The sequence below is a fragment of the Arthrobacter sp. MDT1-49-2 genome (genome assembly GCF_059090185.1).
Genome location: NZ_JBNHFK010000002.1, coordinates 153,125 through 177,953, shown reverse-complemented (window position 1 = coordinate 177,953; position 24,829 = coordinate 153,125). Strand labels below are relative to the sequence as shown.

At 66.1% G+C, this 24,829-nt stretch carries 24 protein-coding genes; 14 read left to right on the top strand and 10 right to left on the bottom strand.

Annotated elements, in window-relative coordinates:
* Window positions 1–5: 5 nt before the first annotated feature.
* Entirely contained in the window at window positions 6–1,316 is a 1,311-nt protein-coding gene (locus tag AC5RTS_RS03345; protein WP_493990652.1) for an ABC transporter substrate-binding protein, read from the bottom strand.
* Window positions 1,317–1,452: 136 nt separating this feature from the next.
* Here AC5RTS_RS03345 and AC5RTS_RS03340 point away from each other — a divergent pair, with 136 nt between their 5' ends.
* Window positions 1,453–2,478, top strand: a complete 1,026-nt coding sequence (locus AC5RTS_RS03340; protein ID WP_493990651.1) for a LacI family DNA-binding transcriptional regulator — start codon at window positions 1,453–1,455, stop codon at window positions 2,476–2,478.
* 50 nt (window positions 2,479–2,528) lie between these two features.
* Here the strand turns inward: AC5RTS_RS03340 and AC5RTS_RS03335 are convergent, their stop codons facing one another.
* Entirely contained in the window at window positions 2,529–2,918 is a 390-nt protein-coding gene (locus AC5RTS_RS03335; protein WP_493990650.1) for a VOC family protein, read from the bottom strand.
* A 255-nt stretch (window positions 2,919–3,173) separates the two neighbouring features.
* Here AC5RTS_RS03335 and AC5RTS_RS03330 point away from each other — a divergent pair, with 255 nt between their 5' ends.
* The 8 genes from AC5RTS_RS03330 to AC5RTS_RS03295 all read left to right on the top strand — a co-directional run bounded on the left by AC5RTS_RS03330 (window position 3,174) and on the right by AC5RTS_RS03295 (window position 10,639).
* Entirely contained in the window at window positions 3,174–3,965 is a 792-nt protein-coding gene (locus AC5RTS_RS03330) for a glycerophosphodiester phosphodiesterase (protein ID WP_493990649.1), read from the top strand.
* Window positions 3,966–4,069: 104 nt separating this feature from the next.
* Window positions 4,070–4,978: a DUF5996 family protein gene (locus AC5RTS_RS03325; RefSeq protein WP_493990648.1), complete on the top strand. Its 909-nt coding sequence runs from the start codon at window positions 4,070–4,072 to the stop codon at window positions 4,976–4,978.
* A 92-nt stretch (window positions 4,979–5,070) separates the two neighbouring features.
* Window positions 5,071–6,021, top strand: a complete 951-nt coding sequence (locus tag AC5RTS_RS03320) for a sugar-binding transcriptional regulator (RefSeq protein WP_493990647.1) — start codon at window positions 5,071–5,073, stop codon at window positions 6,019–6,021.
* A 94-nt stretch (window positions 6,022–6,115) separates the two neighbouring features.
* Window positions 6,116–6,772, top strand: a complete 657-nt coding sequence (deoC, locus tag AC5RTS_RS03315; RefSeq protein ID WP_493990646.1) for a deoxyribose-phosphate aldolase — start codon at window positions 6,116–6,118, stop codon at window positions 6,770–6,772.
* Window positions 6,772–8,118, top strand: coding sequence for an L-fucose:H+ symporter permease (gene fucP / locus AC5RTS_RS03310; RefSeq protein WP_493990645.1), 1,347 nt, complete (start codon window positions 6,772–6,774; stop codon window positions 8,116–8,118). Before deoC ends, fucP begins: the two co-directional genes overlap by 1 nt.
* The gene (locus AC5RTS_RS03305) at window positions 8,105–9,127 is read left to right on the top strand and encodes an aldose 1-epimerase family protein (protein ID WP_493990644.1); all 1,023 of its coding nucleotides are present in this window, start codon (window positions 8,105–8,107) and stop codon (window positions 9,125–9,127) included. Before fucP ends, AC5RTS_RS03305 begins: the two co-directional genes overlap by 14 nt.
* 4 nt (window positions 9,128–9,131) lie before the next feature.
* On the top strand, window positions 9,132–10,046 hold the full coding sequence (gene rbsK / locus AC5RTS_RS03300; RefSeq protein WP_493990643.1) for a ribokinase: 915 nt from the start codon (window positions 9,132–9,134) through the stop codon (window positions 10,044–10,046).
* Window positions 10,047–10,183: 137 nt separating this feature from the next.
* Window positions 10,184–10,639: a DUF3817 domain-containing protein gene (locus AC5RTS_RS03295; protein WP_493990642.1), complete on the top strand. Its 456-nt coding sequence runs from the start codon at window positions 10,184–10,186 to the stop codon at window positions 10,637–10,639.
* Between the two features lie 24 nt (window positions 10,640–10,663).
* Here AC5RTS_RS03295 and AC5RTS_RS03290 read toward each other — a convergent pair whose 3' ends face one another.
* From AC5RTS_RS03290 to AC5RTS_RS03275, 4 genes are read right to left on the bottom strand one after another with little or no spacing between them, the layout of a single operon-like run.
* Window positions 10,664–11,986 (bottom strand): multidrug effflux MFS transporter, encoded by a 1,323-nt coding sequence (locus AC5RTS_RS03290; protein ID WP_493990641.1) that lies wholly within the window; start codon window positions 11,984–11,986, stop codon window positions 10,664–10,666.
* A 39-nt stretch (window positions 11,987–12,025) separates the two neighbouring features.
* Window positions 12,026–12,880 (bottom strand): SDR family oxidoreductase, encoded by an 855-nt coding sequence (locus AC5RTS_RS03285; protein WP_493990640.1) that lies wholly within the window; start codon window positions 12,878–12,880, stop codon window positions 12,026–12,028.
* 4 nt (window positions 12,881–12,884) lie between these two features.
* Window positions 12,885–13,586, bottom strand: a complete 702-nt coding sequence (locus AC5RTS_RS03280) for a type 1 glutamine amidotransferase domain-containing protein (RefSeq protein WP_493990639.1) — start codon at window positions 13,584–13,586, stop codon at window positions 12,885–12,887.
* A 45-nt stretch (window positions 13,587–13,631) separates the two neighbouring features.
* Window positions 13,632–14,519, bottom strand: a complete 888-nt coding sequence (locus AC5RTS_RS03275; RefSeq protein WP_493990638.1) for an aldo/keto reductase — start codon at window positions 14,517–14,519, stop codon at window positions 13,632–13,634.
* Between the two features lie 272 nt (window positions 14,520–14,791).
* On the opposite strand from AC5RTS_RS03275, the gene AC5RTS_RS03270 reads away from it, so the two are divergent.
* Window positions 14,792–15,181, top strand: a complete 390-nt coding sequence (locus tag AC5RTS_RS03270; RefSeq protein ID WP_493990637.1) for a VOC family protein — start codon at window positions 14,792–14,794, stop codon at window positions 15,179–15,181.
* Between the two features lie 102 nt (window positions 15,182–15,283).
* Here the strand turns inward: AC5RTS_RS03270 and AC5RTS_RS03265 are convergent, their stop codons facing one another.
* Window positions 15,284–15,643: a hypothetical protein gene (locus AC5RTS_RS03265; RefSeq protein ID WP_493990636.1), complete on the bottom strand. Its 360-nt coding sequence runs from the start codon at window positions 15,641–15,643 to the stop codon at window positions 15,284–15,286.
* A 174-nt stretch (window positions 15,644–15,817) separates the two neighbouring features.
* Here AC5RTS_RS03265 and AC5RTS_RS03260 point away from each other — a divergent pair, with 174 nt between their 5' ends.
* The 3 genes from AC5RTS_RS03260 to AC5RTS_RS03250 are packed head-to-tail and all read left to right on the top strand — an operon-like array spanning window position 15,818 to window position 18,773.
* Complete coding sequence (locus AC5RTS_RS03260) at window positions 15,818–16,630, top strand: (Fe-S)-binding protein (RefSeq protein ID WP_493990635.1); 813 nt, start codon at window positions 15,818–15,820, stop codon at window positions 16,628–16,630.
* On the top strand, window positions 16,627–18,156 hold the full coding sequence (locus tag AC5RTS_RS03255) for a LutB/LldF family L-lactate oxidation iron-sulfur protein (protein WP_493990634.1): 1,530 nt from the start codon (window positions 16,627–16,629) through the stop codon (window positions 18,154–18,156). The genes AC5RTS_RS03260 and AC5RTS_RS03255 overlap by 4 nt, the downstream gene beginning before the upstream one ends.
* Window positions 18,153–18,773 (top strand): LutC/YkgG family protein, encoded by a 621-nt coding sequence (locus AC5RTS_RS03250; RefSeq protein WP_493990633.1) that lies wholly within the window; start codon window positions 18,153–18,155, stop codon window positions 18,771–18,773. Before AC5RTS_RS03255 ends, AC5RTS_RS03250 begins: the two co-directional genes overlap by 4 nt.
* A 74-nt stretch (window positions 18,774–18,847) precedes the next feature.
* On the opposite strand, the gene AC5RTS_RS03245 is transcribed toward AC5RTS_RS03250, so the two are convergent.
* The 3 genes from AC5RTS_RS03245 to AC5RTS_RS03235 form a co-directional block, all read right to left on the bottom strand.
* A complete protein-coding gene (locus tag AC5RTS_RS03245; protein WP_493990632.1) occupies window positions 18,848–19,960 on the bottom strand; it encodes an alpha/beta hydrolase in 1,113 nt (370 codons plus the stop codon).
* Window positions 19,961–20,105: 145 nt separating this feature from the next.
* Window positions 20,106–21,845 carry an L-lactate permease gene (locus tag AC5RTS_RS03240; RefSeq protein WP_493990631.1) on the bottom strand — a complete coding sequence of 580 codons (1,740 nt, stop codon included), beginning with the start codon at window positions 21,843–21,845 and terminating at the stop codon, window positions 20,106–20,108.
* 188 nt (window positions 21,846–22,033) lie between these two features.
* Window positions 22,034–22,744, bottom strand: a complete 711-nt coding sequence (locus AC5RTS_RS03235; protein WP_493990630.1) for a YoaK family protein — start codon at window positions 22,742–22,744, stop codon at window positions 22,034–22,036.
* A gap of 103 nt (window positions 22,745–22,847) precedes the next feature.
* On the opposite strand from AC5RTS_RS03235, the gene AC5RTS_RS03230 reads away from it, so the two are divergent.
* Entirely contained in the window at window positions 22,848–24,707 is a 1,860-nt protein-coding gene (locus AC5RTS_RS03230) for a gamma-glutamyltransferase family protein (protein ID WP_493990629.1), read from the top strand.
* Window positions 24,708–24,829 lie beyond the last annotated feature (122 nt).

The window sequence follows — 24,829 nt, the reverse complement described above, 5'->3', positions numbered from 1 at the left end:
TCCGGCTACTTCTTCAGGGATTGCATGGCGGCAATAAAGCCGTCTTCGTCGATGCTTCCGGCGAGGAAGTCGGAGACCGCACTGTGGATGGTGGGCGTTGCCGCCGGCGGGTACGCCTGGTCCCAGGAGAGCTGGAAGTTCGGGGCGTCCTGCACCAGGCCGAACTGGAAGCTGGCGTACTCCGGGTTGGCTGCCTGGTCCAGGAACTGCTCGGTGTTGGTGGTGGTGGGCAGGTTGCCGATGGCCATGTGCTCCTGGACGAACTCGTCGGAGTACATCAGCTTCAGGAAGTCGCGGGCGGCATCCGGGTACCGGGTGTCCTTCAGGACCGAGTAGTAGTTGTTGGTGTTGCCGACCAGGTTGGCGGGGTCGCCCTTGCCGCCTTCGATCTCCGGGAACTCGCTCCAACCCAGGGTGTTTGCCGCAAATTCCGGATTGACGTCCTGGATGGTGGAGTACTCCCACGAGCCCATCAGTTCGAAGCCGGCCTCACCGCTGGAGAGCAGGGTGGGCGAGCCTCCGTCAGTGAACTTCACCGACTGGAAGTTGGTGCCGAACGCGCCGGAATCCACGAGGTCGCGCAGCATGCCGAGCGACTCGCGGCTTTCCTCGGAGTCCCAGACCTCGGTGTCACCGTCGAGGGCGGAGGCGAAGAGCTCCGGACCGGCCACCCGGTCATAGACATAGGAGAACCACATCTGGGTGGGCCATTCGTCGCCGCCGCCCAGGGCGATCGGCGTCTTGCCGGCGGCCTTGAGCTTGTCGACGGCGTCGAGCAGGTCATCCCAGGTCTGCGGGGGTTCGGCGATGCCGGCGGAGGCAAGGACGTCCTTGTTGGAGAAGAGCATCACCGGCTGGGTTCCGCGCATCGGAATGCCGTACGGGGTGTCATCGACCCTGGCGACGTCGAAGACGGAGGGCAGGAAGGCTTCCTCGAGCTGCGGGTCCTCCTCGATGAAGTCATCCAGGGGCATCAGCAGATCGGCTTCCACGAAGTCGGAGATGCTGCCGCCGCCCCAGTTGAAGAAGATATCCGGTGCTGCATCGGTGCTCATGACCGTCTGCAGTTTCTGCTGGTATTCGGCGCCGGGGATGGTGTCCAGGACAACCTTCACATCAGACGTTTCGTTGAACTTGTCGACCATGGCGTTTTCGACGTCGTTGCTTGCGTCGCCGTACACCAGGACGTGGATCTCGTTTTCGGGACGGTCTGAGGCTGCGGAGTCACTGCCTCCGCAGCCGGCCAGCGAGAGACCGAGCGCCAGTACACCGGCGGCGGCCAGGACCGGGGTCCGTAGCGATGGGTTGTTCCTCATTGAACACCTTCCGAAAGTTTCGGCATATTGATCGAAAGTTACTTGACGCCGTCAGCATAAGTTGCGCGTAATGTGATGCGCAACACTTTTCTATAAACTGGTTTCCGCCGTTGTTTCGAAGACTCTAAGGATCCCCATGCCGCCATCTGCGCCGCAGAACCCCGTCACCTTGGCGGACCTCGCTGCCGAAGCCGAGGTTTCCCTCTCGACGGTTTCGAAAGTCCTCAACGGCAGGACCGACGTTTCCCGGCACACCCGGGCGAAAGTGGAGGCGCTCCTGGAGGACCACGGTTACCGCCGGAAGGGCGGGGCCAAGTCCCGGCTGCTGGAACTGGTGTTCCACGAGCTTGAAAGCGCCTGGGCGCTGGAAATCATCCGCGGCGTGGAAAACGTGGCGCGCGAGAAGGGACTGAGCGTGGTCCTGACCGAAAGCGGCACCCGGCACGCGCCGTCGCCCGAGTGGGTGGAGGGGGTGATTGCCCGCCGGCCCGTCGGCGTCGTGCTGGTCTTCTCCGACCTGGCGCAGGACTCCCGCCGCCAGCTGGAGGCCCGGTCCATACCGTTTGTCATCATCGACCCGGCCGGGGACCCGGCCCCGGACGTGCCCTCGGTGGGCTCGGCGAACTGGTCCGGCGGCATGATGGCCACCCGCCACCTGATCGAGCTGGGGCACACCAGGATTGCCGCCATCACCGGCCCCGAAGACATGATGTGTTCCCTGGCCCGCATCGACGGCTACCGGTCAGCATTGAATGCAGCCGCGCTGCCCCTGGACAAGGACCTGATCCGGTACGGCAATTTCCATGTGGACGGCGGCCGCGACCATGCCCTGGAACTGCTGTCCCTGCCGGACCGGCCCACCGCGATTTTCGCCGGCAGCGACCTGCAGGCCCTCGGCGTGCTCGACGCCGCGCGGCAGCTGGGCATCGCCGTTCCGGAGGAACTCTCGATTGTCGGCTATGACGATCTGCAGGTCGCCCAGTGGTCCAGTCCGGCACTCACCACGGTGCACCAGCCGCTGATCGAAATGGCTGAAGAAGCAGCGCGCATGGCGGTGCGCCTGTTTGAAGGGGAGCGGCCGAACAACCTGCGCCTGGACCTGGCCACCTCGCTGGTGGTGCGGCAGAGCACGGCGCCGGTCGCTGCGTCAGTAGTGGGATAAGCAGGGCGCGCCGTCGGTTCGGCAGCTCTCACGTCGCCGGACCGGGCAGGTCAGGGCGCGGGCGCGGACAGGATCTCCACCCGGTTGCCGAAGGGGTCCTTGCAGTGGAACCGCTCGTAGCCCTCAAAGGTGTGCCGCTCCGTCCAGGAGACGTCGAATCCGTGTGCCTGGAGCCGGGCACCCAGTTCCTCCAGCGCCGTGGCGGAGTCCAGCACCAGGGCGGGATGGGCTTTCTTCGCAGGGATAAAGGGCGAGTCCACGCCAAGGTGGATTTCCGCGACCACGGCATCGCCGTCGAACGCCCGGAACCAGCACCCGCCCCGTCCGGCCAGGGACGGCGGTTTGGGAACCTCCGTCAGGCCCAGGGCCGCACCGTAGAACTGCCGGGCACGGTCTTCGCCGTCCTCGGGAATAGAAACCTGAACGTGGTGCAACCGCATACTTCCCCCAAAGTGACATGAATGGCGCATCTAGATGTGCCGGAGTTTTTCCTCCGCCGTTAGCCTACTGTTTCCCGCCGCGTTAGCTGCAGCCGTTAATGTTGCCTCCATATTGGCGTGGGACCCGGCACGTATTCAGGGCCAGGCTGTTTAGGGCCATGCTGTTTAGGGTCAGGCTGCGGATCGGGCCTACCATCGACGAGGACAAACCCCCGGCGCGGGGGTGGCGAAACCAAGCGGAAGTGATCCCGGCAAGTGGCAGAAAAAGCAGGTTCTACAGGACCGGGACGGCGGACTCCGCTGGTCGTGGGGCACCGCGGCAACAGCGGGTTGGCGCCGGAAAACACCGCTGTCGCCTTTGCCCAGGCCGCTGCGGCCGGGGCGGACATGGTGGAAACCGACGTCCGGCTTACCGCCGACGGCGAATTGTTCCTGTTCCATGACGAAACCGGTGTCCGCACCACCAACGTGGCGCAGGTGTACCCCCGCCGTGCCGAGGATCCCATCACCTCCTTCACCGCAGGGGAGCTGCGCCGGCTCGACGCCGGGGCCCACTTCGGCCCGCAGTACGCCGGCGAGCGGATTATGTTCCTCGCCGACCTGCCGGCGGCGGTCGGCTTTGGTCTCGGCATCAACCTCGAGATCAAGTCACCGGCCAGCTCGCCCGGAGTGGAGCAGGAAGTGGCCGCGATGCTGGCGGGAAACAGAGACTGGCTGCGGCTGCGCGAAACCCAGCTGCTGGCCTTCAGCTCCTTTGACCCCGCTTCGGTCGGCCGGCTGGCCGACCTCCGCCTGCCCGCCTGGCAGCTGATCCAGACCGACCCGGACGCCGCGCTGCTGGCGCGGGCCGACCCGCGCATTAGGGGAGTGGTTGCTGACCATCTGACCCTGACCGCACGGGGCGCCGCCGCCGTCCGTGCCGCAGAGCTGGGGCTGTGGGTTTACACCGTGAACTCGAAGGAAGATACCGCCGCGGTCCTCGCGCTGGGGGTCGACGCCGTGATTACGGATTTCCCCGGCGCCCACCTGTCGCCGGGCGTTCACTAGGGGGCCGCGGGGCAGGCCAGGACCGGCGTTGACCCGGTCCCGGGCAGGTTTCACACTGGGTGCAGAGCACGTTCGCTGTCCGTCACCGATTGAAGGCGGGTTCCATGGACAAGGACTTCCTGAGCTATCCCGACTGGCAGGCGACAGCGGATACGCTGCGTCTGTATCTCCAGGTAGCGGGCAAGGTGAAATTGGAACGCAGCTACCCGGAACCGGAATGGGGGCATTTGCGGATGCCGCTCACAGTGCAGGGCATCGGCACCGGCGTCATTCCCGGCCCGGACACGAACTTCGAAATCTACTTCAACCTGCGCCGGCACCACGTCGACGTGCAGAGCAGCACCGGCCTCCGGAGCCGGCTGGACCTCAGCGACGGCCTGAGTGTTGCTGATTTTTACGGCCAGCTGATGGCGGGTCTCGAGTCCATCCACGTGGCCACCGCAGTGAACCCTGACCCGCAGGAATTCCATGACCCGGTGCCTTTTCCGGAGGACACCCGGCACCATGCCTATGACCGGCACGCGGTGGAGCTGTTCCTGGGCAACCTGCACTTCGCCTACCGGGGCCTGACGCAGTTCCTTTCTCCGGTACGCGGCAAAGTGCACCTTCCCGCGTACTGGTTCGGCACCATGGACCTGTCCGGAGCCCTCTACAGCGGGCAGTCCGCTCCTTACCCGGGCCGCGGCCAGATCTCGGCCAACAGCTTCGATGAGAGGTTCTGCGAGTTCGGTTTCTGGCCCGGGGACCCGTCCTTCCCCGAACCGGCCTTTTATGTGATGCCCTATCCGTTCCTGTCCAATATCGGCAGTTACGGCAGCATGCTCTCCCCGTCCAAGGCGCAGTTCCTCACCCAATCCAGCGAATTCGTCCTCACCCTCGAGGATGTCCTTTCCTATCCTGATCCGCAGCAGGCCGTGGTGGATTTCTGCCGGACATGCTTTGACATCCTGCAGCGGATGGATCCGTGGAATGACATTGAATGGATTACCGAACCGCTGACCTACCCGAAGTGAGGGGAAACCCCGCGTCTGTGACCGCCGTCTCTGCCTGGAGATGGAAGAATCATTCGGGCAACCTCATGGGGAGGAGCGACGAAGGGGTCACTATGGATGCGCGCGATGATCAGGCACTGGATGCGGTCAAGCTTTACTACGAGACAGGGCTCTCGCAGAGCGAAGTGGCAGCACGGCTGGGGCTTTCACGCCCAACAGTGTCCAAGCTGATCCAATACGGCAAGGACCGAGGATACGTCAGCATCCGGATCCATGACCCCAGGGAACAGGAATCGAGTCTGGCGGCTGAGCTGTGCGCCGCGTTCGGACTCCAGGAGGTCAGGCTGGCTGTTGTCCCCGATCCCGCGGCCCTGACCCGCGATTTGGGCAAGGTGGGCGCCGGGCTGCTGGCCGAGAACGTGCATGACGGGGATCTGGTGGGCGTGACCTGGGGCTCGACCATGTATTCGGTGGCGCGGAGCCTGCCCCGGCAGGAACGCCGGGGCGTGGAAATCATCCAGCTCAAAGGCGGGGTTTCCTACACCACCCGGGTGACCAATGACTTCGAAACCATCACCCTGTTCTGCAATGCGTTCGGAGCGTTTGCGCGCACCCTGCCGCTGCCCGTGATTTTCGACAGTGTTGAGGTCAAGCGGCTGGTGGAGGGGGAGAAGCACATCCGGCGCGTGATGGAGATGGGCCGTGAGGCCGACGTCGCTGTCTTCACGGTGGGTGCCATTCGTTCCGACGCGATGCTCTTCAATCTTGGCTACCTCAGCGAAACGGAGAAGGCAGGCATCGCGGCACGTGCGGTCGGCGATATCTGCTCGCGCTTTTTTGATGAAGACGGCAATCCGTGTGTGCCGCAGCTGGATGAGCGGACGGTCGGGATCTCCCTGGCCGATCTGCGCGGCATCCGCACCCGGCTGCTGGTGGCCGGCGGCCAGGAGAAGGTTCGGGCCATCGAAGCAGCGCTGCGGGCGGGGTACGCCACGCATCTGGTGATTGACCAGGAGGCGGCCCGGGAGGTCCTGAACATGGCCCGGCAACGGGCCGCCTCCTAACCCGGGCCCTGGGCTTACATATGTAAAAAGGGAATTTGACATGTGTTCTGAGCCACTTCTACAGTGAGTGAAAACCCTCAATGAGGAGGCTCACATGTCGAAGATTTCGCAGCTCATCGATCACACCCTGCTTGCCCCGACGGCAACCGCAGCGCAGATCGAAACCCTTGTCCAGGAAGCCATTGACCACGAGTTCAAGACGGTCTGCGTCAACCCCACCTGGGTTGCCCTGGCCCGCCGTGCCGCCGAAGGCACACCCGTTGGCATCTGCACCGTCATCGGATTCCCGCTGGGCGCGTCCACCACCGCCGTCAAGGTTTTCGAAACCACCGACGCCGTGGCCAACGGTGCCGACGAGGTGGACATGGTCATCAATATCGGCTGGGCGCTCGACGGCGCCTGGGACCAGGTAGAGGCCGACATCCGTGCCGTCGTTGAAGCAGCCGCCGGAAAGGCCCTGGTCAAGGTCATCCTGGAAACCTGCCTCCTAAACGCCGAACAGACCGCCGAAGCCGCCCGCCGCTGTGTTGCCGCCGGCGCCGATTTCGTCAAGACCTCCACCGGCTTCTCCCAGCACGGCGCCACCGTGGAGGCGGTAACCCTCATGCGCGAGACCGTCGGCCCCGACCTGGGCGTCAAGGCCTCCGGCGGCGTCCGCACCGCCGAGGACCTGGCCCGCATGGTTGACGCCGGTGCCAGCCGCATCGGTGCCTCCGCAGGTGCCGCCATCCTTGCAGGCAGCGCCGTCTAATGCTCTTCAAGACCTCCGCCGTCCAGCAGCCGGACGGCTACCTCAGCCGTATCCCGTGGTTCCAGTTCCTGCTGATTTCCCTCTGCTTCCCGCTCTGGGGCGCTGCTGCGAGCCTGAACGAAATCCTCATCACGCAGTTCAAGTCGGTTTTCACGCTTTCGGACCTGGCCACCGCCTTTGTGCAGTCGGCGTTCTACGGCGGCTACTTCCTGATCGCCATCCCCGCCTCCCGGATCATCCGCCGGTTCACCTACAAAACCGGCATCCTCATCGGCCTGGGTGTATACATCCTCGGCTGCGCGGCCTTCTTCCCGGCCTCGCACATGGCCACCTACGGCATGTTCCTGGTGGCGCTGTTTGCCATCGCCATCGGCCTGAGCTTCCTCGAGACCGCGTGCAACACCTATTCCACCCTGCTCGGCCCGAAGCCCACCTCCACGTGGCGGCTGAATATCTCCCAGACCTTCACGCCCATCGGCTCGATCCTGGGCATCCTGCTGGGCAAATACCTGGTCTTTACCGACGGCGCCACGCTGGACAGCCAGATGGAAGGCATGAGCGCAGCCGAAAAAACTGCCTTCAGCGCCGAAATGCTGCAGCGGACCCTGCTGCCCTACAAATACATCATCATGATCCTGGTGGTCGTGTTCATCGTGGTGGCACTGACGAAGTTCCCGCACTGCAAGCCGCTGCGCGACCGGACGCACGAGGCCACGGCCCGGATCGGTGAGACCCTGGCCTACCTTGGCCGCAACAAGGAATTCCTGCGCGGCATCTTCGCCCAGTTCATGTACGTCGGTATGCAGACGGCTGTCTGGTCCTTCACCATCCGTCTGGCCCTGAACCTGGATGACTCCATCAATGAGCGCACGGCCACGAACTACATGGCCTTCGCCTTCGTTGCTTTCTTCCTGGGCAAGGTCGTCGCGAACTTCCTGATTATCCGGTTCGACGTCAATGCCGTGCTCATGGGCTTCGCCGCCCTGGGCAGCCTGGCACTGGTCTACGTCATGCTGGTCCCGAACATCACCGCCGTCTGGGCCGCAGTGCTGGTTTCCGGCCTGTTCGGACCCTGCTGGGCCACCATCTTCGGCCGCACTCTGGACACCATCGAGGACAAGCGGCACCAGGAAACGGGCGGAGCCGTTCTGGTCATGGCCATTGTGGGCGGCGCGGTCATCCCCGTTCTCCAGGGCCTGGTCTCGGATGTCTCCGGTTCCCTCCAGTTCTCCTTCGTGGTCTCGCTGGTCTGCTTCCTGACAGTCCTGCTGCACTTCGGACGCCTGCGCCGCGTTGCGCGTTCCACCGCGGCACCGGAAAGGACCGTCGAGCATGTATCGCATTAATCTGAACCGGACGTCCTTCTCAGCCGCCGAGGCAACGCTCGCGGAATCCGTGGAATTCACGGTCACCGGCATCCGCTATCCCAGCGGCGTCGAGTCGGTCACCGTGCGCAACTCCCGCGGGCGGGTGGAAGTGCTGCCGTTCCTGGGCCAGATGGTCTGGGATGCGGAGTTCGACGGCGTGAGCCTGCGGATGGACTCAACGTTCCGTCAGCCCCGGCCGGCCAGCCTCATCGAGGACACGTATGGCTGCTTCGCATTCCACTCCGGCCTGCTCGCGGCCGGCTGCCCGGCACCGGAGGACACCCACCCGCTGCACGGGGAGTTCCCCTGCGCGGAGTTCGACGAAGCCTGGCTGGAGATCGACACCGACTCGGTGGCGGTATCCGGGCGCTACGAATATGTGAAGGGGTTCGGGGACCACTACGCCGCCGTCCCCGCCGTCCGGCTGCACGCCGGATCGGTGATGTTCGACATCGATCTGACCGTTACCAACCTGTCCGCAGCGCGCACCATGCCGCTGCAGTACATGTGCCACATGAACTACGCCTACGTGGACGGGGCACGCATGAGCCAGAACCTGCCCGACGGCGCGTTCCGGCTGCGGGAAACCGTGCCGGCGCACGTCACTCCCACGCCGCAGTGGACCGCCCTGAACGAGGCCATTCAGGCCGGCCGGGTCAACCCGGATGTGCTCGACGCCGCACAGGGCTACGATCCCGAAATCGTGTTCTTCGCGGACAACTTGCCGACCTACGGGCAGGATCTCGAGTTCTCGCTGGAGGGCACCGACGGCACTGCGTTCTGCACCCGGTTCTCCAGCGCGGACTTCCCGGTGGCCACGCGCTGGCTGCTGCACAACGCCGACCAGCGGGTGGCGTCATTTGTCCTGCCCGGCACATCGCGGCCGGAAGGCTTCCAGGCCGCCAGGGCGGCCGGAACACTGATTGAACTGGCGCCGGGGGCTTCACGCTCCTTCTCCGTCAGCACCGGCATCAAAGAGGAGGCATAGTCCGTTGGATATTGCAGTGATCGGCTCAAACATGGTGGACCTGGTGTCCTACCTCCGCCGCATGCCGGACGAAGGCGAAACCGTCGAGGCCTGGGATTTCCAGATGGGCTGCGGCGGCAAGGGCGCCAACCAGGCCATGGCCGCTGCCCGCATGGGATCCTCCGTCCTGATGCTCACCCGGGTGGGCAATGACGCCTTTGCCGAAACCACCCGCCGCAACTTCGAGGCCAACGGCATCGACACCACCTATGTGCTGGATACGGACGCCACCAGCGGCGTGGCGCCCATCTTCGTGGATGACAATTCCCGCAACTCGATTGTCATTGCCAAGGGTGCCAATGCGTTCCTGACGCCGGCTGATATAGAGGACGCCGCCGAGGCCATCGCCCAGTGCTCACTGATTGTGCTGCAGCTCGAAGTGAACCTGGAGACCGTCTACGCGGCCATCGACTTCGGCAACCGGCACGGCATCCCGGTACTGCTCAACCCGGCGCCGGCCACCCCGGAGCTGGACTTCGCACAGGTAGCCCGGTGTGACTACTTCGTGCCGAACGAAACCGAGCTGGCCCTGCTCAGCGGCATGCCGGTGCAGACCCTGGATGAGGTGCAGGCGGCGGCGCAGACCATCCTGGACCACGGGGTGAAGAACGTCATTGTCACCATGGGGTCCCGCGGAGTGCTCTGGCTTTCCGCGGCAGGTTCCACCTTCCTGGAGGGGCGGACCGTGCAGGCGCTGGACACCACCGGGGCAGGGGACGCCTTTATCGGCTGCTTCAGCCACTGCCTGGTGGAGACCGGCGACGTGCCTTCGGCACTGGCCACGGCCAACGCCTACGCAGCCGATTCAGTGACCCGCCGGGGGACCCAGACCTCCTATGCCACGCGTGACGCCTTTGAAACGAGCACTGCCGCCGGCTAAAAAACGAGCCGGGTATTGCCCGGCCCAACGCAGCAGGACCCGCGGCACGCGGGTCCTGCTGCGTTGGCGGGATTGGCGTCTGCCAACGGCATCCTGACATACTGTTGGTAAATCTCTGCAGAAGGTGGTTCCCGCATATGACCCCCCGCAAACTCTTCCGTACGCTGGCCTTCGCGGAGGCGGTGACCTGGACCCTGCTGATTGCAGCACTGGTGTTCAAGTACGGCTTCGACAATGAGAGCTTTACCCCCATTGCCGGCGGCCTGCACGGTTTTGTGTTCCTGGCCTACGGCGTGGTCACCCTCTTTGTCTGGGCTAACCAGAAGTGGCCGCTCCGGACGGGCATCCTGGGCCTGGTCACCACGGTGATCCCGTGGGCAACCATTCCCTTTGAAAAATCCGTTGACCGCCGCGGACTGCTGAATGGCGGCTGGCGGATGGCGCCGGGCGGCGAAAAGCCGACCAACGCCGTGGACAAGGTGGCCGCCATGGTGCTGCGCCGTCCGATCGTCGCCGGCGCCGTGGCACTGGTGGCCGTGGCAGTGGTCTTCAGCGTCCTGCTGATCCTCGGCCCGCCCATCCCGAAGGGTTAGACACCGCCGGCGCCGGGAACACCCTCAGGCGGCCCCGGGCTCCGTTCCCTGCCGCAGCCGGCGCCGCCCGGGCCGGTTGGATGCGCCGCCGCGGTACGCCGTCGTCGCCGTGGCCAGGATCAGCACGATCAGTGCCGCGCAGCCGATAATCACCGACACCATGGCCATGGCGCCGCCGCCCAACAGGCCCACCAGCGGGCTGATAAGCCCGGCCAGACCCACCTGCAGGGCGCCGATCATGGCCGCGGCGCTGCCGGCCATGTGGCCGTAGTCGGCCAGGGCCAGCACCGAGGAATTCGCGGCCACGAAGCCGTGCATGGCCAGCACCAGCCACAGCCCGGCGGTCAGGCCCGCCACTCCGCCAAGACCGGTCACCAGGATGACCGGCAGGAGCACGGCCAGCCCCAGCAGCACAATCACTGCCACCCGCAGAATGCCCATGGGGGAGTGCCTGCCCACGAGCCAGGCATTGAGCTGAGCGGAGATCACCATGCCGACGCCGTTGATGGCGAATACCAGCGCGTACTGCGCCGGGGTGAGCCCGTACTCGTCCTGGAAGACAAAGGGCGAACCCACCACGTAACTCATGATCACTGCCATGCCCAGGCCGGGAATGACGGCCAGCGCGAGGAACCGGCGGTCCCGGAACAGCACCCGGAAGCCGCTGAACGTGCTGGCGCCGGCCTTGGTCCGGCGCCGTTCCGGCGGCAGGGTCTCGGGCATCCAGCGGAGCACGATCGCCCCGAGGACGACGCCGATCAGTGCAAGCGCGAGGAAGACCGCCCGCCAGTTCCAGAGGCCGGAGACCGCCTGTCCGATGGACGGTGCCAGCAGCGGGGCGAGCCCGATAATCAGCATCAGCCGGGACAGCATGGCCGCTGCGGTGGAGCCGGTGAACCGGTCGCGGACCACCGCCAGCGCCACCACGCCGGCGGCGGCGTTAAAGAAGCCCTGCAGCAGCCGGAGGACAATCAGGGCGCCGATGTTCGGCGCCAGGAAGCAGGCCAGCGAAACAAGGACGTGCAGGGAGATGCCGATGATCAGCGGCAGGCGGCGGCCGAAGCGGTCCGAGAACGGGCCGATCACCAGTTGTCCCACCGCGGCCCCGAGCAGCGTGCCGGACAGGGTGAACTGGGCGGCGGCGGCACTGGTGTGCAGATCCTCCGCCACCTGCGGCAGCGCCGGCAGATACATGTCGGTGGTTACTGCCGGCAGCGCGGCCAGCGCACCGAGCATCAGGATGTACTTGATGCTGGTGCGCGCCCCCGGGCGTGCGGGCCGGGCGGAGTTGCCGGTTCCAGATGACGTGGATCCGGGCGGTACGGTTTCGGGCGGGGTTTCGCTCACTCGGCACTCCTGGTGCGGTTACGGTCGGAACGGAAAAGGCTATGGATGCCGGACTCCGGTGCCGGCCAGGACGGCCCGGTACCCTTCGCGGAACGTGGGGTAGGCGAACTCGAATCCGGTACCCAGCAGTCTCCGGTTGCTGATCCGGCGGTTGCCGCCGCGGCTGCTTCCGGAGTCGGACGGAGCGGGCAGCTCCGCGCCGAGTTCGGCTGCCAGGAACTGCAGCACCTCGGCCAGTTCCACCGGCTCCGCATCTACTCCAACATAGAGCGGGTCCGGATGTGAAACCTGTGTGCTCAGATGCACTATGGCGGCGGCTGCATCGTCCCGGTGGATGCGGTTGGTCAGGCGCGTGCCGGCGGGGACGACGGCGGTGCCTGCGGACACGGTATCGATCAGACGGGTGCGTCCCGGGCCGTAAATGCCGGCCAGGCGCAGCACCACGGCATCGGGACGGCGGTCGTGGAGCAGCCGCTCGGCTTCCAGGATCAGCTCTGCCGTGACCGACGCGGGAGCCGGCGGGGTGTGCTCGTCCACCTCGCCGCCGTCGGCGTCGCCGTAGACCGCGGTGGAGGAGACAAACAGGATGCGCCGGGGCCGGACGCCGTCGCGTTCCAGGGCATCCAGCACATTGGCCGTCCCGTCCACATAGGCCGCCCGGTAGGCGGCTTCGCTGCGTTCACCGGCCGCCACTGCTATCACCACCACGTCGGTGCCCGCCGGTATCCGGGGCAGCTCGCCCGTCCGGCCGGTCAGGTCTGCGGCCTGGCCGGTAATGACGGCGGGAAGGTTTTCCGGGGAGCGCCGCCAGCCGAGCACGGAAAAGCCGGCTGCGGCGAACCGCAGGCCGGCTTCCGTGCCAAGATCGCCACAACCGGCGATCAGGACTCTCATGTAGTTACTCGGCCAGGGCGGAGATGACGGCCTTGGCCACATCTTCGCTGGACTGGGGGTTCTGGCCGGAAATGAGGTTCCGGTCGCGGACCACATAGCTGGTCCAGGCCGGGCCGGTCTCCACGACGGCGCCCTTGTTGCGCAGCACTTCCTCCACGAACCAGGGGGTGTTTTCGCCGGTGCCGCCGTTCAGCTCCTCCTCGTCGGTGAAGACGGTGACCTTGCGGCCGGCGAAGACAAAGTCGCCGCTGTCGGTCTCGGCGCTGAGTAGGCCGGCCGGGCCGTGGCAGAACGGGGCAATGATCTTGCCGGCGGCGTCGGCCTCGGTGAGGATCCGGCCCAGGTCCTTGTCGAACGCCAGATCACTCATGGGGCCGTGCCCGCCCGGCATCACCACGGCGTCGTACTCCGCCAGATCGGCGTCAGCGAGCACCAGCGGGGAGGACAGCTCGGCGTCGATGAAGGCAATGTACTGGGTGAAGGCTGCGGCCTTTTCGGCGCTGCCGGCGGACTCGGGGGCCAGGGACACCTGGTCAACGGTGGGCTTGGCGCCGCCCGGGGTGGCGATGCGGACCGTGTGCCCGGCCTCGCGCAGGACGCGGTGGGACTCGACGAGTTCCTCCGCCCAGTAGCCGGTGGGGTGCTCGCTGCCGTCCCGCATGGTGAGGGAATCGGCGGCGGATACGACCATCAGAATGTTAGCCATGTGTTGTGTCTCCTTGGTGCTGTGGAAAAAGATGAAGGCGTGGGGTTACTTGGCGGCTGCGGCGGCACCGGCGGCGTCAAGCTTCGCGAACGTGGCGTCGTCGAGGGAGATGTTCGCGGCACCCAGGTTGTCCTCGAGGTGCGCAATGGAACCGGTGCCCGGAATGGGCATCATCACGGGCGAGCGGCGCAGCAGCCAGGCCAGCGCCACCTGCGAGGTGCTGGCACCCAGTCGCTTGGCCGCTTCATCCACGGGGCCGCCCTGCTTCGCCAGCTCGCCGGCGGAAATCGGCGCCCACGGGATAAAGCCGATGCCGTTGTCCTCGGAGTACTTGAGCACGTCTTCGGAGCTGCGGTCGGTGAGGTTGTAGCGGTTCTGCACGGTGGAGACGGTGAAGAACTTGGCAGCGGCCTCCAGGTCCTCAACGGAGACCTGGGACAGGCCCAGGGCCTTGACCTTGCCCTCCTGCTGCAGGTCGCGCAGAACGGCGAACTGCTCGTCGCGGTCCACCTTGGGGTCAATGCGGTGCAGCTGGAGCAGATCCAGGGAATCCACCTTCAGCTTGCGCAGCGACAACTCGGTCTGCTGGCGCAGGTACTCCGGGCGGCCCACCGGCACCCAGACATCCGGGCCGGTGCGGACAAAGCCGACCTTGGTGGCGATGCGCACGCCGTCCGGGTAGGGGTAGAGCGCCTCGGCGATGATCTCTTCGCTGATGTTCGGGCCGTAGGAGTCGGCGGTGTCGATGAAGTCGACGCCCAGCTCCACGGCGCGGCGGACCACGTCAACGGCGGTGCCGCGGCTTTCGGGTTCGCCCCAGACACCGGGTCCCACAATCCGCATGGCGCCGAAGCCCAGGCGGTGTACGGTGCCGAGGTCCTTGAGATCGATGGTGGGGGACAGGGCGGGTGAGGTATCCGTCGTATCAGTCATGTAAGCGCCAACACGGATTGCCGCCCGGTTTATTCCTCAGCAGCCTTACAAGTGGAGCGGCGGCTTCCTCCGACGGTGGGCTGCAGCGCGCGTGCGGCCGGCCCGCTGTTCCTGCCGGGACTGCCAACGGGCGGATCGAGTCTGCACTTTTTACCGGTTTCACAGGCTGAAACGGTAAATTTTGCAGACTCGATCCGTTGCCCGCGGCTATCAGGACCGGTCCTGTCCGCGAGAGGGTTCCGGGGCTGCCCGCGCCGGTTTAGCGTGGCGGCATGGACTGGAAAATTGAGCTTGTACCGGTGCCGGTGTCCGACGTCGATGCCTCCAAGGACTTCTACGTGGACCAGGTGGGCTTCAACGCCGATTTCGACGAGCGGGTGGATGAGAGCCTGCGCTTTGTGCAGCTCACCCCGCCCGGCTCCGCCTGTTCGGTGGTGATTGGCCCGGGCACCACCGACATGGTCCCCGGCACGCAGCGGATCCAGGTGGTGGTGCCCAGTGCGGCGGACGCGCGCCAGCATTTGGTGGACCACGGGGTGGAAACCAGCGACATTACCCCGCTGGACTGGGGGACTTTCGTCTACTTCAGTGACCCGGACGGAAACCAGTGGTCGCTTCAGGAGTTGCCCGCGATTCCGCCTACGCTGCCGTCGGAGTCCTAGCCGCCGCGTAGTAGCCGTCGGGTCCTAACGGCCGCGTGCCAGCCGGGCGGTGACGGCCCTTACCGTCCCCGCCCTTGCCAGGAGCACCGCCACTGCCCCTGCCTACAGCTCCGCCGCGACGGCGGTCAGCACCTCGGTCAGATCGGCTTTGCCCTGCCCGTAGTCAAAGATCGTGGTGGCCAGCTGGGGCGTGCTGGTGGCGAGCACCCGCGTGGTCCCGGCGTCGATCGGCTCGAAGCTGAGCACAATATCCTCACCGAACGTCTTCCAGGTGGTTCCCGCCGCGAGTTCCGCCCGTTCCTTCCAGATCCCCGTGACGGTCATCCGCGGAAGCCGGTAGGAGGCCCGTTCGACGGCGGCGGGCAGCTCGGCCACCGGTGCCTGGACTACCAGCTCGCCACGGGCTCGGGCCCGTTTCGACGTGACGTTGAGACTGATTGTTTTGGTGTTCCCCATAGTCATGCATCAGAGGATAGCGCAGGCGGCAGGCAGCGGCCGGAGGTGATGAAACTACCTGCTTGCCTGCCCTGGGCATACCAATGCCGGGGAGTATGTTTGAAGATGGTCAGACAATAGGGGCGCCTCTGGCCGGCGCCGCTGAAGACGGCCGCTCAATAGCCCGCTGAAAGGCAACCAATGAAGATTGCACTTTTTGCCACCTGCATTGTCGACGCGATGTATCCGTCCACGGCCCGCGCCACGGTATCCATCCTGGAGCGGTTGGGCCATACGGTGGTGTTTCCCGCGGGCCAGGCCTGCTGCGGCCAGATGCACATGAATTCCGGCTATTTTCCGGAAGCCGTGCCTGTGGTCCGCAACCACGTCCAGGCCTTCGAAGCAGCGGATTACGACGTCGCCGTGGCGCCTTCCGGTTCCTGCGTCGCCTCCGTGAAGCACCAGCACGCGATGCTGGCCCGCACCGTTGGCGACGCGGACCTCGAAGCCCGGGCCAACGCCGTCGGCGCCCAGACCTATGAACTCTCCGCCCTGCTGACCGATGTCCTGGGCATCACCGACGCCGCCGCGCAGCTGGGGTCCTGGTATCCCCACCGGGTGACCTACCACCCCAGCTGCCATGGAATGCGGCTGCTGCGGCTGGGGGACCGGCAGGCGGACCTGCTGCGCACGGTGGAGGGACTGGAGCTGGAACCGCTGCCGCAGGCGGATCAGTGCTGCGGATTCGGGGGAACGTTCTCGATGAAGAATGCGGATGTATCCTCGGCCATGCTGGCGGACAAAAACGCCAACATCACCGCCACCGGAGCGCAGGTGTGCACCGGGGGAGACGCTTCCTGCCTGCTGCAGATCGGCGGCGGGCTCTCCCGGGCCGGCAGCACCATTTCCACCCTGCACTTCGCCGAGATCCTCGCCAGCACGAGGGAGAATCCTGCACCTGCACCCGGCCGGACCGGCCACAGCGCCGGGATGAGCGGAAAGGCCGGCCAATGAGCTCCACCTACCTGGGCATGCCCGGACGGCCCGTCTTCGGAGACGGCAACCTGCACGCCACGGAAGCTTTTCCCGACGCAGCCCGGCGGGAACTGGGCAACGCGCAGCTGCGCGCCAATCTGGGCCATGCCACCCACACCATCCGGGACAAACGGCTGCGGGTGGTTGCCGAGCTGCCGGACTGGGAAGAACTGCGGAACGCCGGCAGCGCGGTAAAAGCCTCAGTCATGGCGCGGCTGCCCGAACTGCTGGAGGAATTCGAGGCGAACTTCACCGCCCGCGGCGGGATTATCCACTGGGCGCGGGACGCGGCCGAAGCGAACGAAACCGTGCGCGACCTCATCCGTGCCGCCGGCGCCGACGAAGTGGTCAAGGTCAAGTCCATGGCCACCCAGGAAATCGGGCTGAACGAATACCTCGAAGAGCAGGGCATCGCTGCCTTCGAAACCGACTTGGCGGAATTGATCGTCCAGCTGGACCATGACAAGCCCAGCCACATCCTGGTGCCGGCCATTCACAAGAACCGCACCCAGATCCGGGACATCTTCCTGCGGGAAATGCCGGACGTCGATCCGGGGCTCACCAACAACCCGGCACGTCTGGCTGAGGCGGCCCGGGTCCACCTGCGCCGCAAATTCCTGTCCGCGAAGGTAGCCGTATCCGGTGCGAACTTCGCCATTGCCGAATCCGGCACGCTCGCCGTCGTCGAATCCGAAGGCAACGGCCGGATGTGCCTGACGCTGCCCGAAACCCTGATCACCGTGATGGGGGTGGAGAAGCTGCTGCCGTCCTGGCAGGACCTGGAGGTGTTTATGCAGCTGCTGCCGCGCTCCTCCACGGGGGAGCGGATGAACCCCTACACCTCACTGTGGACCGGTGTGACCGCCGGCGACGGCCCGCAGAATGTGCATCTGGTGCTGCTGGATAACGGACGCAGTGCTGCCCTGGCGGATGAAATGGGGCGGTCGGCGCTGCACTGCATCCGCTGCAGTGCCTGCATGAATGTCTGTCCGGTGTATGAGCGCACCGGCGGGCACGCCTACGGCTCCACCTATCCGGGCCCCATCGGAGCCATCCTTTCGCCCCTGCTCACCGGGATCACCTCCGAGGAAAACGCGTCGCTGCCCTACGCCTCCTCGCTGTGCGGCGCCTGCTATGACGCCTGCCCGGTGAAGATCAACATTCCGGAAATCCTGGTTCACCTGCGGGCAGAGGACGTGGACAGCAAGCGGGGGAAAAAGAAGATCCCGGGGCAGATGGACGTCGCCATGAAGGCGGCGTCCTGGGCCATGGGTGCGGGCCGGCGCATGGCGCTGGTGGAAAAGGCCCTTCCGCTTGGGAAGCTGGCCGCCGGCCCGGACAGGAAAATCAAGAAACTCCCCGGCATCGCAGCCGGATGGACACAAAGCAGGGACCTCCCGGCACCGCCCGCACAGTCCTTCCGGGACTGGTGGGCGAAGGAGCACGGGAATCCTGCAGCAAATAACAACACAGGAAAGAACACGAGTTCGAAGGACGAGGCATGAGCGCCCGTACGGAAATCCTGGACCGGCTCCGGTCCGCACTTCACGATGCGCCGGTAGCTCCGGACATCCCGCGCACCTATCGGCATGGCTCCGGGCTCACCACGGAGGAGCGCATTGAGCTGCTGGAGGACCGGCTGCTGGATTACAAGGCAGGGGTGTCCGTAGTGGAGGAATCGGAAGTCCCGGCCCGCGTGGCCGAGCTGCTGGGAAAGGCATCCTCCTATGTCATCCCGGCAGGATTGGAGGAGAGATGGACAGCGCTCGCTCCCGGCCGCATCACGGATTCCCCGGAGGCTCCGTTGTCCGTCGCCGAGCTGGATGCGGTTGACGCCGTGGTCACTGGATGCGCGGCAGCCGTGGCAGAAACAGGCACCATTATTTTGGATGGCAGCCCCGATCAGGGACGCCGCGCCATCTCGCTCATCCCGGACCACCACATCTGCCTGGTCCGTGCCGGTGACATTGCCGGAGTGCTGCCCGAGGCATTGCGCCGGCTGGACGGCACCCACCCGCTGACCTGGATCAGCGGCCCCAGCGCCACCAGCGATATAGAGCTGGAACGGGTGGAGGGCGTTCACGGGCCGCGGACCCTGGACGTGGTGATCATCCGCGGGTGATGCCCGGCGTACCGGGTCAGGCGTCAGGATCGAAAGTGCGATGCCCGGGGTACCGCGTCAGGCGGTATCCCGGCTCAGGCGTTGAGCAGGATCCGGGCCCGTTTGCGCGCGGGGGCGGGGGCCGGGACCGGGGCGGCAGGCAGGGCAGGAAGCGGATCCGTCACCAGGGTCCGGAGCTGGGTGACCGCCTTCAGGAACCGGACCGTTTCATCCAGTGTCCGGCGGGCCTCGGGCCGATGCAGCCGGAACTGGTATTCATGGCCGAGCGCCGGTTTGTAATCCTCGGGCCAGAAGCCGCGGGTTACCGGAACCCCGAACTTCTCCAGCCGGTCCGCAAGCGGAACGGATTGGCTGGCCGTCAGCGGATCACCGTTCCCGGCGGAAATATAGGTGGGCGGGAACCGTGCATCCACATGTTCGAAAATGGACATGTGTTTGGCGGCCTCCGTGGCAGCCCAGTTCTTGGAGCCGGTATAGGCCCAGAGCGCGTTCTTCAGGCCCCATCCAAAGGTCCCGGGGAGGGCGGCCACGGACTGGAAATCATAGACTCCGCAATGGAGCAGCATGCCGCGCAGGTGCTCCGGCGCCGCGGCGGGTGTTATGCCGGTGCGGCTGGCATAGCCGGGATTGGTAATGCCCAGCGCCAGTTGCGCTGCGAGCTGCGCGCCTGCGGAGTCCCCGGCGAGGACAATCCGTTCCGGATCGAGGCCGTATTGTCCGGCGTGCTCCCGCAAATAACCCAGCGCCGCGTTCAGTTCCCGAACTGCCGTGGGATAGCTGACCTTGGGGGATACGGAATAACCGACGCCCACCACGGCATAGCCGTAGCCGGCAAGGACGCGCAGATACGGCTCAACGTCCTTTTTTGACCCCGAGATCCAGGCACCCCCGTGAATCCAGACGACCATGGGCAGCGGTTCAGTGGCGGAGGCAGGCAGGAAAACGTCAAGGGTCGGGTTGCCGGTGGCGGAGCCGAGATAACGAAGACCCTGGTGCCCGGTGATGCTCACATGGGGAAGGTGCAGCCGCGGCCGGGGAAACTGCAGTTTCCCCGCACCGGAGAAAACACTGCGGATCAGCAGGGCCGCGGGCCGGGGATCCCGCTGCAGGGTGACGGCAGCCATGGTTCCGGCAACGGCGGCTGCCCCGGCAAGAACCCCCGTTGCTGCTGGAGAAAGGAGCTTCACGATTTCAGGCTAGGGCGCTCCCGAAAGCGGTTTTTTCGGCCTTCACCGCCAGCATGCGGTTCTGTCCCCGGTGCCGGGACGGATCTCACGGCGCTGGGTGAGGCGGCTTACCGGGCGGAGGGTCTTTCAGGGTCTGCGGGGTGACTCAGGGAAGCATCCACCCCAGGACCGGAGTGGACTGCAGATAGACCAGGATGCACAGGGCCAACAGGAGCAGCACGCTCCAGCCGACCACCTTGCGGAGCAGCACGGACTCCGCGCCGCTCATGTTCACTGCCGCCGCGGCAATGGCCAGGTTCTGCGGGCTGATCAGCTTGCCCATCACCCCGCCGCCGGTATTGGCTGCAACCATCAGCTGCGGGTTGATCCCGGCTTCCAAGCCGGCGGTCTGCTGCAGTTTGGCAAACAGGGCATTGGCGGAGGTGTCCGATCCCGTGACTGCGGTGCCGATCCAGCCCAGCACGGGAGAGAGGAACGCAAAGAAGGAACCGGTCGCGGCCAGCCAGGTGCCAATGGACACCGTCTGCCCGGAAAAGTTCATGACATAGGCCAGGGCGAGTACCACCAGAATGGTCAGGGCGGCGGCCCGCAGGCGTACTGCGGTCCGCCAGATTTCCCGCACCGCGTTACCCACGGCCAGCGGGTATCTGCCGTTTTCATCGAAGCGGGCGTAGACGAAGGTGACAATCAGGCCGGTAATCAGCAGCAAGGTGCCGGGGCTGATCAGCCATTCGAAGGAATAGACGGTGGCGGACTGGCGCTCGCCGGTGCCGGTCAGCAGTGCGTCGTGCAACACCGGCCAGGGGATTTCTATGGTGGTGCGGGCCAGGGCCTCGGGAATGTTCACGCCCCAGGTCCAGAGGTTCACGAATCCGAAAATCACAATGACCACAACATAGGGGAACAGCGCCATCCAGGCCCGGGACGGCGTCAGCCGGTCTGCTGCCGTATCGCTTTCGGCAGTCATCATTTCGCTGCCCTCCCCGGCACCCGCGGGGGTCCAGCCGCCGGCACGGGCTTCGGCGAGTTCCGCCGTCATCCGCCGGTCCGCGTCCTCGCCGTTCCGCGGATGCCAGAACCGCAGGAATCCGACGGCGGCCGCCATGGCAGCCAGGGAGGAGACGATGTCCGTGAGTTCGTAGGAGAAATAATTCGAGCACAGGAACTGAAAGACAGAGAACACGACGCCGGTAAACAGGGCCACCGGCCAGCAGTCCCGCAGGCCCCGCCGTCCGTCGAGGATGAAGAGCAGGATCAGCGGCACAAACAGGGCCAGGACGGGAGTCTGCCGGCCCACGATGGCACCGATCTCTTCTCCGGTGTAACCGGTCAGGTTCGCGGCGGTGGTGATGGGAATGGCCAGCGCACCGAAGGCGACCGGGGCGGTGTTGGCCACCAGCACGGCCGTCGCCGCCCGGATGGGGGCAATCCCCAGGGCCAGCAGCATGGTGACGGTAATGGCCACAGGAGCACCGAATCCGGCCAGGGCCTCCAGCAGTCCGCCGAAACAGAATGCAACAAGAATGGCCTGGACCCGGATGTCCCCGCCGCCGATCGCATCAAAAACCCGCCGAAGGTCCTCGAACCGGCCGCTGAGCACCGTGACCTGGTAGAGCCAGACGGCCATGACGATGATCCAGACCACCGGGAACAGTCCGAACGCCGCACCCTGCGTTGCCGAGAGCAATGCCAGGCCCAGCGGCATACCGAAGCCGATCACGCCTACCGCCAGTGCGACCAGCAGGGCCCATGCTCCCGCCACGTAGGCCTTGGTTTTCACAAAGGCAAGCAGCAGGAAAAAGGTCAGCAGCGGCAGCAGCGCCACGAGGGCGGAGAGCGCTACGCTGCCGGCAACGGAATCAGTGCTTGGGGTGAAGCTCTCCATACGAACCTCCGCGGTGGGCCACTGGCGGGCAGCTACGGATGGGGCTTCCCGGGCCGTCCGGCAAGGCGCCGGAAATACGGGTTGGGATGCCTGGTGGGATAAGCGTTCCTCAAGCCTACGTCTGAGTTCCCGGCAGGTAACCCTTCAACGCGTGCCGGCGGGCCGGGGAGCCGGAATGATGCCCCGTCCTAGCCCTCTGCCGCCCCGCCGGCGGGAGTGTCCTCGCGGTGATGGCGCACATACCCGGCGAGGGCCACGGCTATGGAGATTGCAGCGGAAACGGCCAGCCCGAGCCAGAGTCCGACACTCAGTGATGCTGCGCCGGCCAGGGCGCCGAGCAGGATCAGGGCAATGGCCAGCGCCCGCCGGACCCAGAACCGGCTGTTCCCGCCGGCCAGGCGGGAGTCCGAGGCCAGTCCGGTGATGGTGGAGGTCACCACCACGGTGGTGATCTCGGCAACCTGCAGGCGTTTCGCCGTCGCAGCCTGGACGCCCATGGCTGTGGCGAGGGTCGACGTCGTGATGCCGCCAAGGATCTCGTTGCCCTGCACATCCACCACCAGGGTGAACACGGCCAGTGCGGTAATGAACGCTGCCACCACCATTAAGGAGATCGAGGTTCGCAGCGACCAGCCTTCGGGCCCCTTGCGCAGCATGCGTCCGGCTAGGGCGGCACCGAGCATAAAGAAGAGCAGCGCCAGCACTGGCCGCAGGATGGGCAGGTTCTCCGCTCCGGCGAACGCCATGCCCAGCAGGACAACGTTGCCGGTCATGTTGCCGGTGAACACCCGGTCCAGCCCCAGGTAACCCACCGCATCCACCACGCCGGTGGAGAACGTCAGGGCCAGCATCAGCCACAGGTGCAGACGGTCGGTGGGCACGGCGTTGAGGCGCTTCACTGGTGGTTGGTCTCCCTAGGCAATGACCGGCGTCGGTAAACGAAACGCCGGTTGAACCCCCGATTGTATTCAAAACCCTGTGTAAAGATGCAACGATTTCGCCATGTCAGACACCTCCGCGTCCTTCACCCCGCCTGCACCATTCAGCACCAGGCCCACCCTGCAGGGAACCTTCGGCATGAGTGCTTCCACGCACTGGCTGGCAACCGCCTCCGCGCAGCCCGTGCTGGAACGGGGCGGCAATGCCTTTGACGCGGCCGTGGCCGCAGCCTTTGTGCTGCATGTTGTGGAACCGCATCTGAACGGGCCCGGCGGTGACATGACCGGGGTTTTTGTGACGGCGGAGAACCCCTCGGAACCCGTGGTGCTGATGGGCCAGGGGCGGGCACCTGCAGGGGCCACCCGGGACCACTACCTGGCGGAGGGGCTGGATCTGGTTCCGGGCGCAGGTGCCCTGGCCGCGGCGGTTCCGGCCGCTGTGGATGCCTGGCTGCTGCTGCTGCGTGACCACGGCAGCTGGGAACTGGAAGATGTGCTGTCCTTCGCCGTCGGTTACGCCCGCAATGGCCATCCGGTGCTGGAACGGGTGGCAGCAACCGTCACGCTGGTGGAGCAGCTGTTTACCGACCATTGGCCGAGTTCCGCCGCGCAGTGGATGCCCGAAGGCAGACCGCCGCGTGCAGGGGAGTTGATCCGCAACGAGGCATATGCCTCCGTGCTGGACCGGCTGGTAGCGGCCGGCGGCGATGCGGATGGCCGCAGTGCGCGCATCGATGCGGCCCGCCGGGAATGGCGCGAGGGGTTTGTCGCCCGTGCAGCGGTTTCCTTTTCCGGTCTCCCGCACCGGCATTCCTCAGGAACGGATCATGCGGGTGTGCTGACGCTGGCGGATTTTGCCGCCGGCGAGGCGGGCTACGAACCGGCGGTCACGCTCGCCTTCCGCGGCTTCAGTATTGCCAAAACCGGTCCCTGGGGGCAGGGGCCCGCCCTGCTGCAGACCCTGGCCATCCTAGCTGGTTTCGAGGACGGGAGGCTGGACCCGTGCGCGGGGATCGGCGCCCACACCATCCTTGAAGCACTGAAACTGGCGATGGCGGACCGGGAGGCCTATTACGGTGACGGCGACGTGCCGCTTGCCTACCTGCTGAGTGAGGAATACGCCGCCTCGCGCCGGGCCCTGATCGGGGAGAGAGCCTCCCATGAGTTCCGCCCGGGCACCGTCCCGGGCAGAACTCCGTTCATCCCGCCGCTCCGTACGGAGTACGTGCCTCACGTTGCGCACATGGCACGCGGCGGCAGGTCCGGGGAGGCCGGCCCGGGCGGGGCAGGATTTGCCGGAGCCGGCGAGCCTACGGTGCAGCACAGCGGCGAAACCCGCGGGGACACCTGCCACATTGACGTGGTGGACCGGTGGGGAAACATGGTCTCGGCCACCCCGTCCGGCGGGTGGCTGCAGTCCTCGCCCACCATTCCGGAACTGGGATTCTGCCTGGGCACCCGCCTGCAGATGACCTGGCTGGAAGAGGGTGCGCCGTCCACGCTGGCACCGGGCCGGCGTCCTCGTACCACCCTCACGCCCACGCTGGTACTGAGGGACGGACGCCCGGTGGCGGCCCTTGGCTCACCCGGCGGGGACCAGCAGGATCAGTGGCAGCTGCTCTACCTGCTGCGCACCATTGTCGGCGGGTACACCCCGCAGCAGGCCATCGACGCCCCCGCCCTGCACACCACCTCCATCCCGGGCTCATTCTGGCCACGGACCTGGACGCCGGGCGGTGCCGTGGTGGAGGACCGGCTGGGCGAAGACGTCATCGCGGAGCTTCAGGCCCGCGGGCACGTCGTGACCCGGGCAGGGGACTGGTCGCTGGGTCGGCTGTCCGCGGTCACCCGCCATCCCGAAACAGGAGTGCTGCAGGCAGCGGCGAACCCGCGGGGCATGCAGGGTTATGCTGCCGGGCGCTGAGGCTTCCCAAGGGCCTGGAACAAGATGATGATGAAGCACCCGTGTACCGGCGCCGCGCCGGAGACCTGCGCCGGTTAGCCGGCACACAGCCCGGTCACGAGGCGGGCCGTTCCGTTCCGGAC